Origin of the sequence: Streptomyces sp. NPDC056527 (assembly GCF_042794475.1) — a bacterium.
Taxonomy (GTDB): Bacteria; Actinomycetota; Actinomycetes; order Streptomycetales; family Streptomycetaceae; genus Streptomyces.
The window spans coordinates 1-10,877 of sequence record NZ_JBHTTQ010000032.1 but is presented as its reverse complement, the minus strand read 5'-3'; the positions used below and the strand labels follow the sequence as shown (position 1 = coordinate 10,877).

The window sequence follows — 10,877 nt, the reverse complement described above, 5'->3', positions numbered from 1 at the left end:
TCACACATGACCGATGGACGGCCGTACCGGGTCGGCTACGCGCCGGGCGCCTACGACCTCTTCCACATAGGCCATCTCAACATCCTGCGGCACGCCCGCAGTCAGTGCGACTATCTGGTGGCCGGCGTGGTCTCGGACGAGATGGCCGAGCTCGCCAAGGGGCGGCGCCCGATGATCCCGCTGGTCGAGCGCCTCGAGATCGTGCGCAATGTGAAGTACGTCGACGCGGCCTTCGTGGAGACCGTGCCGGACAAGCTGGAGACGTGGAAACAGGTCCGGTTCGACGTGCTGTTCAAGGGCGACGACTGGCGCGGTACGCCCAAGGGGGACCGTCTGGAACGGGACTTCGCCGGGGTGGGCGTGGAGATCGTCTACTTCCCGTACACGATGCACACCTCCAGCACCCAGCTCCGCCGTGCGCTCGACCTCCTGACGCAGGAGGCCGAGCCGGGCACGGGAGTGGGCGGGGTCAGCGAGGGGCTGCGCTGAGCTCGCGGAACCACTTGGCGAGGAAGGCGAGGAGGAACACCGCGCTCGCCACGGCGAGCGCGGTGTAGCCCCAGCGGAAGGCGGAGCCGCCGCCGAGCAGCAGGAAGACCAGGCAGAACACCCCGTGGTCGACGGGGAGCAGCGCCACGGCCCGCAGGGTTGAGGGCTGGGGCGCGGGTGTGCCGGGGGCCGGGCGGGGCTTGAGCTTCTCGGTCAGGAGTCCGCCGAAGAAGGTGACGACGGCGGCGAGTTGGAATCCGAGGGGGACGAGGAGCCAGCCGTCGGTGCTCGTGCCGAAGTGCTCGGGGTACCGGTAGAAGGCGATGAGCACCGCCAGGTGCAGGGCGGTGATCTTCGCGCAGTCCACGACGTGGTCGAGCCACTCCCCCGCCGGGCTGCCGCCGCCGCGCAGGCGGGCGAGCTGCCCGTCGGCCGAGTCGAAGGCGAAGCCGACGGCGAGACCGAGCCAGATCAGCAGACCGAGTGCCCAGGACGGCGTGGCGAGGGCCACCCCTGCGACGGCGGCAAAACTGAACCCGGCGCTGATCAAAGTGACTTGATTGGGTGTCAGTCCGGCGGCGTACGAGCCTGCCGCGAGGTACCGCCCCACGGGCCGGTTGACGAAGCGCGAGTAGAGCGAGACCCCCTTCGCGGACTTCTGCGCGGATCTCAGCTCGGCCAGCGCGGTCCCGATCGTTCCCACGAACCCCCCCCGGGTCGTCTCTACGTACGGTCGAAAGCCGTACATCTGTACGTGATGATGGCGCACATCATCGCAGGACCCGGGAGGTGCGGGGGTCGATGCCGGTGCCGGACCGAGCAGAACGAGTCATCCGCCCCGGCAGGGCGCGCGGGCGCCGCCGGCGGCCCCAGACGCGATGATGTGCGACGACGTCCTGCGAGGTGCCGGGACCGGCCCCCGGAAAGGGCGCGAACCCGGCACCCCGGATCGTGCGGCGGCCCGGTCACCGGACACGAGGCCGACGGGCGTCACCCGGCGATCATGATCACGACAGGCGATGCGGCCTGTGATCAAGAGCTCGGCGACGCCTCCACGGCTTCGGCGTGGCGGTTCTCCTTGAGGGTGATCCGGCCCTTGCGGATGGTCGCCAGGCGTGGGGCGCGGCGGGCGATCGCGCTGTCGTGCGTCACCATCACGAACGTCAACCCGTGCTCCTTCCAAAGGCCTTCGAGCAGTTCCACGATCTCGTCGCGCATCGACTCGTCGAGGTTGCCGGTCGGCTCGTCGGCCAGGAGCACCTTGGGCCGCTTCACCAGGGCCCGGGCGATCGCGACGCGCTGCTGCTGGCCTCCGGAGAGCTCGGACGGAAGGTGCTTCAGGCGCTCGCCGAGGCCCACGGACTCCAGCGCCTCGGCGGCCATGCCGCGCCGCTGGGACGCCTTCAGGCCCATCGGGACGAGCGCGGTCTCCACGTTCTCCTGGGCGGTGAGCGTGGGGATGAGGTTGAAGGACTGGAAGACGAAGCCGATGTTCTGACTGCGCACGCGCGTCAGTCGGCTCTCCGGCAGCTTCGCCAGGTCGACCCCGTCGAGCATCACGGTGCCCGCCGTGGGCCGGTCCAGGCCGCCCAGCATCTGGAGCAGCGTGGACTTGCCGCCGCCGGTCGGACCCTGGATGACGAGTCGGTCGCCCTCGCTGATGGTGAGGTCGATCCCGGCGAGCGCGTCGACCCTCTCCTGGCCTCTGCGGTACTGCTTGGTGACGCCTGTGAGTTCGTACATGGTGCAACTCCTGCGATACGTGAAGGGGGTTCGGGCTTCCGGCTACTCGACGCGGCGCAGGGCGTCCGCCGGCCGCAGTCGCGAGGCGCGCCAGGCGCCGAAGCCGCCGGCGACGAGCCCGCCGCCGAGGGCGAGGACCACGGCGAGACCGACGGTGGTGACGCTCACGGGGGCGGTGAGGGCGATGTCGAGGGTCTTGCCGACGGCGCCGTCGCGGGCCGCGGTCATGCCGGGGCCGCCCATCATGCGACCGCCGCCGGGGCCGCCGCTGTTCAGTGCGCCGGAGCCGAGTTCGGCGGTGAGGGTGGGGCTGACGGCGGTCACGAGGTAGGCGCCGCCGAGGCCCACGGCGATGCCGAGGGCGCCGCCGATGAGGCCGTTGACGAGCGCCTCGCCCATGACCTGCCGGGTGACCCGGCCGCTCTTCCAGCCGAGGGCCTTGAGCGTGCCGAACTCGCGCACGCGGCGGCTGACCGCGGAGGAGGTGAGCAGACCGGCCACGAGGACGGCGGCGACGAGGACGGCGTACGAGAGCCACTTGCCCACGTTGGTGGCGAGGTTGGCGGCGGTGTCGAGGGAGCCGGAGACGGTCTCGGCGAGATCGGCGGAGGTGGTGACCGTGGTGCCGGAGACGTTCTTCTGGATGGCGGACTTGACGGCGTCGATCTTCGTCGAGTCGGTCGCCTTCACATAGACCGTGGTGATCTTGTCCTTGGAGTCCGACAGGGTCTGCGCCTGCTTCAGCGGCAGATAGACCTGGGCGGCGGACTGTCCGCTGTCGGCGGTGGCGATGCCCACGATCTCGAACTTCACCGCCTTGACCGTGAGGGTCTCGCCGACGTCGAGGCCCTCCTGCTTGGCGTAGGCGCTGTCGATGACGACGACCTTGGCCTCGGTCTCGGAGGTCTTGAAGGTACGGCCCTTGGAGATCGTGGAGGTGGTGAGGGGGCCGAGCTCGGGGGCGGTGACGTCGGTGCCGTAGAGCGTGAAGGAGTTGACGTCGAAGGCGGCGCCCCCACCCTCGACGGTGCCGCCGCCACCGCTGCCGTTGCCGCCGCCCGGGCCGCCGGGCTGGGCCTGCCGGGTGCCCTCCCTGATCTCGCCGCGCCTGAACTGGCCGTCGATCTTGAGGTTGGTGAGGCTGAGACCGCCGACGGCGTCGGCGACGCCGTTCTGCTTCGCGACGGTGGCGACGGTGGAGGCGGGCAGGGTCTGGAACCCCTGAACCATCAACCGGTCGCTGCTCTGCTCCTCGCCGTCCTCCCCGGCGTCGAACTCGAACCGCGGCCGCTGCGCCTGCCCACCCGCCGAGGGCTCCTCACGGGCCTTGGTGACGGTCAGGTCGGTGCCGAGTCCGTAGAGGGATTCCAGGACCTGGGTCTGCGCCTGCTTCATCCCGGAGGCCACGGAGTTGACGACGATGACGAGCGCGATCCCGAGCGCGAGCCCGGAGGCGACGACGAGCGCCGCCTTTCTGCGACGGCGCAGCTCGCGCCGGAGGTAGGTGAAGAACATGGGCGCGAAGCTAGGTGCGCGTGGTGATGGCTGGATAAGGCCCACGTGAGAGCGGCATGAGAGTCGTGACGGGGCATGCGGGCGCGGGGGGACCGCCGTCCGTGTCCCTGGGGCGCCTTGCGTTCGCGGGACGGTCGGGGTGCCGCATGCGTCGGCCTCGGACGGGTGCCCAGGACGGCACGGGGCGTACGCCCCGGGCGAGTCGGAGCTCGGCGGCGCGCGGGGCGCTATCGGACGGGGCCCCAGGCGCTCGCGGGGGCCGGGGTCAGTGGCCGTAGGACAAGGGGTCCGCCAGGACTTCGCGGATGACCACGGCTGCCGCTCCGCGCGCCGCGTCGGCCGAGGTGGAGGCCGGGCGGAGGCGGCCGGCGGTGGGGGTCCAGAGGCCGGAGACGACGCGGTGGGCGAGTTCGGCGTCCACGGCGGGGCCCAGTCGGGGAATCAGACGGGGGTAGATCCCGCCGAGGACGACGACTTCCGGGTCGAGCAGGTTCACCGCGCCGGAGAGGGCGAGGCCGAGCATCCGGCCGGCCTCCTCGACGGCGGCCACCGCCCGCGGCTCGCCCTCCGCCGTTCGGCGCGCCAACTCCTCGACCCCCGAGGACCCGGCCTCCCCCGTCTCCGGGAGTCCCGCCGCCCGCAGGAGCGCCGACTGGCCGGCGTACTGCTCCAGGCAGCCGCGCGAGCCGCAGCGGCACAGCGGGCCCTCCGCGTCGACGGCCATGTGGCCGATCTCGCCGGCGAATCCGTGCGCGCCGCGCAGCAGCTCGCCGTTGACGACGATCGCGCCGCCGACGCCGATCTCGCCGGTGAGGTGCAGGAAGCTCCGTACGTCGCCCAGCGCGCCGAACCACAGCTCCGCGAGGGCCGCGACGTTCGCCTCGTTGTCCGAGGCGACCCGGAGCTCGGGGTGGCCGGGGCGCAGGGCGGTGAGGGCGGCGGCGAAGATCCGGTCGGCGTAGACGCGGTTCCAGCCGAGGTTCGGGGCCTGGTGGACGGTCCCGGACGAGACGAGACCGGGCAGGGCCAGCCGTACGCCCGTCGGGTGGAGTTCCCGTTCCGCCGCCCGTGCGAGGACCCGCGCCGCGATCCGGGCCGCGCGCCCCAGGACGTCGGTGGCGTCGGCCGCGCGGTTGTCGAGTGGTTCGGTGATCCGGAGCCGGTCGGTGCCCGCCAGGTCGACGACGCACACGGACACGTAGTCGACGTTGATCTCGACACCGAGCCCGGCCGGTCCGGTGTCGGCAGCCTTCAGCACCGTCCCCGGCCGCCCCGCCTGCCCGCTGAACGTCTTGCCCGATTCCATCAGGAAGCCCTGGTCGAGGAGGTGCTCGACCAGCGAGGAGACGGCGGCGCGGGTCAGTCCCACCTGCGCGGCGACCGCCGCGCGGGTCGTCTCGCCCGCCTCGTGGACGGTCCGCAGGACGAGGCTGAGGTTGTGCCGTCGCACGCTCGCCTTGTCGGCCTTGGGCGGAGCCGCGTGCGCGTCCCCGGTCCCCGGAGTCTTCTTCATCGTGCGCCGAGCCTAACCCCGGCGAAAACAGTTCAACCACCGAACTCTCTGCGCTACTGTCTGCGCCATGCCCCTTCCGCGCGACTACAGCGGTCAGACCTGTGCCCTCGCCCGTTCGATGGAGATCATCGGCGAGCGCTGGACCCTGCTGATCGTGCGCGACGCCTTCTACGGGGTCCGCCGCTTCGGGGAGTTCGCCGCCCATCTGGGCCTCCCCCGCGCCGTCCTCTCCGACCGGCTCACCACCCTCACCGAGGCCGGTGTCCTCCAGCGCCTCCCGGACACCGGGCGCCGTGAGGTCTACGGCCTGACCCCCAAGGGCGTGGCGCTCTGGCCCGCCGTCCGCGCGCTCACCTCCTGGGGCGACGAGTTCTACGCACGGGACGGCGGCCCGCGCCGCGTCCTCCGCCACGCCGCCGACGACGCCCCCCTCGCGGGGGACGGCCGCTGCACCGGCTGCGGAGCGCCGGTCGAGGCCCGCGACACCCTCGTGACCCCCGGCCCCGGACTCGCGCCCGCCTCCGAGGCCGACGACCCGGTGACGGTTGCGCTCACCCGCCCGCACCGTCTGCTCAGCCCGCTGCTCACCCCGTCCGCCACTCAAGGCCCCGAGAGAGGTTCCCACTCATGAAGATCCTGGTCGTCGGCGCCGGAGCCACCGGAGGCTATTTCGGAGCCCTGCTGGCCCGCTCCGGACAGGACGTCACCTTCCTGGTCCGCCCGCACCGCGCCGCCGTGCTCCGCGAGCGCGGTCTGCGCATCACCGGCCGGGACGACGAATGGTCCGTGGAGCCTCGGCTGCTCACGGCCGACGAGTTGACCACGCCGTACGACCTCGTCCTCCTCTCGGTGAAGTCCACCGCGCTCCAGCAGGCGATCGAGGACATCGCCCCGGCCGTGGGCCCGGACACGGCGATCGTGCCGCTGCTCAACGGGCTCGCCCACATCGACACCCTGAACGCCCGCTTCGGCACCGCACCGGTCCTCGGGGGCGTCGCCAAGGTGGTCACCACCCTCGACGAGGAAGGGGACATCGTCCGCCTCGCGCCGATAGCCCATCTGACGATCGGTGAGCAGGACGGGTCCCCCTCGCCGAGGGTGGAGAAGGTCCGGGCGGTACTGAGCGAGGCCGGCATCGACGCCCTGGTGCCCGAGGACGTGATGGCCTCCATGTGGCACAAGTGGGTCTTCATCACGACCTTCGGCGCGGTGACGAGTCTGATGCGCGGCACGGTCGGTGAGGTCAACGCCGTCCCGGGCGGCGCGGAACTGGGGCCGGCGGTGCTGGCGGAGGCGGTGGCCGTGTCGGCCGCGGCGGGCCATCCCGTGCCGGAGTCCGAACGGTCCGCGACGCTGGGCATCGTGACCGCGCCCGGGTCCTCGATGGTGCCCTCCCTCTACCGCGATCTGGTGGCCGGGCGCCCGACGGAGGTCGAGCACCTCTTCGGCGATCTGGTGGCCAGGGCCCGGGCTCTGTCGGTGCCCACCCCCCTCCTCGACCTGGCGACCCTGCACCTGCGCGTCCACCAGGAACGGGTCGCGGCCGCCCTCTGATCCCCGTGCCCGATCCCGTTGTCAGAGGCCCGCGTTAGTGTGCGGACACATGATCAACCGGGAAAAGGGGAGGGCCCGTGCGGCGCTGGGAGTACGTCGGTGACGGTTCGGACAAGTTCTGGGAGGCCGAGGCGGCCGGGACGTCGGTGACGGTCCGTTTCGGCCGCGTCGGCACCGACGGCCAGACTCGGGTCAAGGAGTTCGACTCGTCCGAGGCCGCGCAGTCGTACCTGGCCAAGGCCGTCGCGGAGAAGGAGCGGAAGGGCTACCGGGAGGCAGGCGAGTCGACGGTCACCGTCCCGCCCACGCCGGAGAGGGCCGCTCCGGAGGTCTCCGAGGCCGCCTCCTCCGCGCCCGCCGTCCTTGCCGAGGAGGACGCCCTCGTTCTGTCCGCGGCCTGGAAGCGGAAGCTCCTCCCGCGGCGCGGAGGCGTCCGGGTCGACGTACCCCCGGTGGACGGCGACGCGCCCGAGAAGCTCCGGGGGTGGCTCGCGCGGGACGCCGAGGCGATCGAGCGCGCGCTCGACGGCTCGCGGAGCGATGCCGTGCTCGTGGAAGCGGCCCGCTCGCACCGGGACGGCGTGCCGAACGCCGTCGGCGCGGCGGTGCTCGCGCGGTTGGTCAACGCCCAGGGCGAGAGCTACGCGGTGGTCGCGGACGCCTGGACGGCGGAGTTCGGGCTGGCGTTCGCCGCCCGCGCCGCCGTCGAGCTGCAGGAGACGCAGAACGACTGGCACCAGCAGGGCCACCGGAGCTTCCTCGTCGGCGTGCGGGTCGAGCAGGAGGGCTCCGGCTCCTGGGGGCGGAAGACCTCGCGGGCGGCGCTCGACCGGGTCCGGTCCCTGCTGGCGGTGGCGGACGAGACGACGTACCGGGCTTCGGTCGACGCCCTCGCCACCCACCGGGACAGCGTCCGCAGGTCCGTCTCCGTGTCGTTCCTGGTTCCCTCGGAGAGGGAATGGGTGGAGGAGTGCTGCGCACAGCGCCAGGCGCCGGCACACATCGAGGCCGGTGTACGGGAGATGCTGCTGTGCTCCCTCGGATCCGCCGAGCAGGTCGCGCTGTTCGGCGACCGCTGCGAGCTCGACTGGCGAGGCTGGAGCCCCGCCGTCGTCGCGACGCTCGGCGAGGGCGTGGGGGCCGCCATGGCGCCCCTGCTCGCCGGTGAGCTGAACCGGGAGTACATCGACACGGACGACACCAAGGCCATAGCCGCCGCTCTCGGCGAACTGCCCTCGGACACGGCCTTCCGCCATCTGGTCGACCGTATCGACGACAAGCACGTACGGGCCGCCCTGATCACCGCCACGCACCGTTTCCCCGTGCGGGCGCTGCGCCTGCTGGCGGAGGCCTCACGCGGTTCGGGTGAGCGCGCCTCGCTCGCCGGACGGCTGCTCCGGACGCATGTCGCCGCCCACCGTGAGACGGCGCTCGCCGTCCTGCCCGAACTGTCCGATGAGGTCGCCGAGATCGTCGGTCCGCTCGCGCGCCAGGACGGGCGTGTCGAGGACGTCCCTGTGGAGTCCCTGCCGGAACTGCTGACCGCTCCGCCGTGGACGCGCCCCCGCAAGGTCGTCAAGCCACGGGTGGTGACCGGGCTCGTCGCCCCGTCCGACTCCCGCATCGAGTGGCAGCCGGGCGAGCGGCAGCAGTGGACGACCGCCGAGTCATGGGTCTCGGGCTGGGAGCCGTACCGGCCGATGGAGGAACTGGTCGAACAGCTCCGCTCGGGCAGGCTGAGCTCCTGGCACGACGTGGCGGTGTTCACCCACGCTCCCGTCGACGACGTCCGGCCGCTCCTCGCCGAGTGGAAGGGCGGCGACGCCGTCTACGACGGACCGAACACCTTCAAGCCGCTCGTCGCCCGGCATGAGCTGGCCGCGCTGCCGGCGATGCTGCGGAGCGCCGCGAGCCAGCCGACGTCGCATGCGCCGGTCCTCCTGCCGTTCGTCGATCCGGCGGTGGCCCGGCTGATGGCCGACTGGCTGGAGCGGCTCAAGACGGCCGGGAAGACGGCCATGGCCTGGTTCGTCCGGCACGGCGTCGAGGCCGCACGGCTGCTCGTGCCCGACGCCCTGGGCAAGCCCGGTGCGGCGCGGACCGCCGCCGAGCGGGCGCTGGGGGTGATCGTGTCGGCGCACGGCGCGGACGTCGTACGGAAGGCGGCCGCGGAGTACGGCGCGGAGGCGGCCGAGGCGATCGAGATCCTGCTCGACTCCGATCCGTTGGAGGCCGCGCTGCCCGCGCGGATGCCGCAGTTGGGCACCTGGGCCGATCCGCCCGCCCTGCCGCAGCTCGTGACGTCCGCAGGCGGGGGCCTGCCCTCCTCGGTCGTCGGCCATGTCCTCACCATGCTCGCGCTCTCCAAGCCGGGTGCGCTGTATCCGGGTGTCGCCGTCGTACGGGAGCTCTGTGCGAAGGACTCCCTCTCTGCGTTCGCCTGGGCGCTGTTCGAGGAGTGGCGGCTCGCCGGGATGCCCCCCAAGGACGCGTGGGCGCTGCATGCCCTCGGCTGGTTCGGGGACGACGACACGGTCCGCGCGCTCACCCCGATCATCCGTGCCTGGCCGGGCGAGGGCGCGCACCACCGGGCGGTCGACGGGCTCGACGTCCTGGCCGCCATCGGTACCGACGTGGCGCTCCTGCATCTGCACGGCATCGCCCAGCGGGTGAAGTTCAAGGCGCTGAAGCTCCGCGCGCAGGAGAAGATCTCCGCCGTGGCGGCGGAGCTGGGCCTGACCGGCGAGCAGCTGGCGGACCGTCTGGTGCCGGACCTCGGTCTGGACACCGACGGGAGCACGGTCGTCGACTACGGCACCCGCCGCTTCACGGTCGGTTTCGACGAGCAGCTCAGGCCCTTCGTACGGGACGAGAGCGGCCGGCGCCTCAAGGATCTGCCGAAGCCGGGTGTACGGGACGACGCCGAGCTCGCCCCGGCCGAGCGCAAGCGGTTCGCCGCGCTGAAGAAGGACGCCCGGACGATCGCCTCGGACCAGGTGCGGCGCCTGGAGGAGGCGATGGTGACCCGGCGTTCCTGGACGGGCGCTGAGTTCCGGCAGCTGTTCGTGGACCATCCGCTGGTCTGGCACCTGGTGCGACGTCTGGTGTGGCTCGCCGAGGAGGAGGGGACGGTCACCGCGTTCCGGGTGGCCGAGGACCGTACGTACGCGGATGCCGAGGACGAGACGGTGGCCGTCGCCGACGACGCGACCGTCACGCTCGCCCACCCCCTGCACCTGGGGGACACCCTGGTCGAGACGTGGTCGGAGCTGTTCGCCGACTACGAGATCGTGCAGCCGTTCCCGCAGCTCGGACGGCCCGTCCTCGCGGTGACGGAGGAGGAGGCCGGCGGGGCGCGCCTGACCCGCTTCGAGGGCATCACCGTGCCCGTCGGGAAGCTGCTCGGACTGCAGAAGCGCGGCTGGGAGCGGGGGCAGCCGCAGGACGCGGGCGTGGAGCGGTGGTTCTCGCGCCGCATCGGACCCGAGTGCTATCTGGTGATCGCCCTGCACGAGGGCATCGCGGTGGGCGTGGTCGACATGTTCCCGGACCAGTTGCTGGAGACCATCTGGCTGGACAGGCAGCCGGGTGACCACTGGGGCAGCCGGGAGTACCGGCTGAAGTTCGCGGACCTCGACCCGGTGACCGTGTCCGAGCTGCTGGCCGATCTGACGGAGCTGACCTCGTGAGCACTTCCCTCGCACAGGCCCCGGAGGAGCGGCTGCAGCGGCCACCGGCCGAGATCCGGTACGCCGAGGAGCTGGCGGCCCTGCGGGCCGGCGACACCGATCACCGGCCCCCGGGCTGGCGGCTGAGCCTGCTGGCCGCGCGCCGGTTCATCGTCGGTGACGACGAGGCGGGCGTCAGCCGGAAGTTCGTCGGCGACACCGCCCTGGTCGAGCGCGCGCTGGTGACCCTCGCCACCAACCGCGGGCTGATGCTGGTGGGTGAGCCGGGCACGGCCAAGTCGCTCCTCTCCGAGCTGATCGCGGCGGCGGTCAGCGGTGACTCCACCCTCGTCGTCCAGGGCGGAGCGGCGACCACCGAGGACCAGATCAAGTAC

9 protein-coding genes are annotated in these 10,877 nt (G+C 72.3%); 5 read left to right on the top strand and 4 right to left on the bottom strand.

Features of this window, described 5'->3' with window-relative positions; genetic code table 11:
• Positions 1-6 precede the first annotated feature (6 nt).
• Positions 7-489, top strand: coding sequence for an adenylyltransferase/cytidyltransferase family protein (locus ACFQ7Q_RS17810; RefSeq protein ID WP_383555765.1), 483 nt, complete (start codon positions 7-9; stop codon positions 487-489).
• On the opposite strand, the gene ACFQ7Q_RS17805 is transcribed toward ACFQ7Q_RS17810, so the two are convergent.
• The 4 genes from ACFQ7Q_RS17805 to ACFQ7Q_RS17790 form a co-directional block, all read right to left on the bottom strand.
• Positions 470-1,192, bottom strand: a complete 723-nt coding sequence (locus ACFQ7Q_RS17805; protein ID WP_383555763.1) for a CDP-alcohol phosphatidyltransferase family protein — start codon at positions 1,190-1,192, stop codon at positions 470-472. The genes ACFQ7Q_RS17810 and ACFQ7Q_RS17805 overlap by 20 nt on opposite strands.
• Positions 1,193-1,521: 329 nt before the next feature.
• Positions 1,522-2,232 carry an ABC transporter ATP-binding protein gene (locus ACFQ7Q_RS17800; protein WP_383555760.1) on the bottom strand — a complete coding sequence of 237 codons (711 nt, stop codon included), beginning with the start codon at positions 2,230-2,232 and terminating at the stop codon, positions 1,522-1,524.
• A gap of 42 nt (positions 2,233-2,274) precedes the next feature.
• The gene (locus ACFQ7Q_RS17795) at positions 2,275-3,747 is read right to left on the bottom strand and encodes an ABC transporter permease (RefSeq protein WP_383555758.1); all 1,473 of its coding nucleotides are present in this window, start codon (positions 3,745-3,747) and stop codon (positions 2,275-2,277) included.
• 265 nt (positions 3,748-4,012) lie between these two features.
• Positions 4,013-5,260, bottom strand: coding sequence for an ROK family protein (locus ACFQ7Q_RS17790; protein ID WP_383555756.1), 1,248 nt, complete (start codon positions 5,258-5,260; stop codon positions 4,013-4,015).
• Between the two features lie 67 nt (positions 5,261-5,327).
• Here ACFQ7Q_RS17790 and ACFQ7Q_RS17785 point away from each other — a divergent pair, with 67 nt between their 5' ends.
• The 4 genes from ACFQ7Q_RS17785 to ACFQ7Q_RS17770 all read left to right on the top strand — a co-directional run.
• Positions 5,328-5,891, top strand: coding sequence for a winged helix-turn-helix transcriptional regulator (locus tag ACFQ7Q_RS17785; protein ID WP_383555754.1), 564 nt, complete (start codon positions 5,328-5,330; stop codon positions 5,889-5,891).
• Complete coding sequence (locus ACFQ7Q_RS17780) at positions 5,888-6,814, top strand: ketopantoate reductase family protein (RefSeq protein ID WP_383555752.1); 927 nt, start codon at positions 5,888-5,890, stop codon at positions 6,812-6,814. Before ACFQ7Q_RS17785 ends, ACFQ7Q_RS17780 begins: the two co-directional genes overlap by 4 nt.
• Positions 6,815-6,891: 77 nt before the next feature.
• The gene (locus ACFQ7Q_RS17775) at positions 6,892-10,503 is read left to right on the top strand and encodes a DUF4132 domain-containing protein (RefSeq protein ID WP_383555749.1); all 3,612 of its coding nucleotides are present in this window, start codon (positions 6,892-6,894) and stop codon (positions 10,501-10,503) included.
• Positions 10,500-10,877 (top strand): AAA family ATPase (locus tag ACFQ7Q_RS17770; RefSeq protein ID WP_383555746.1); only part of this gene is annotated, 378 nt, incomplete at its 3' end. The genes ACFQ7Q_RS17775 and ACFQ7Q_RS17770, both read left to right, overlap by 4 nt.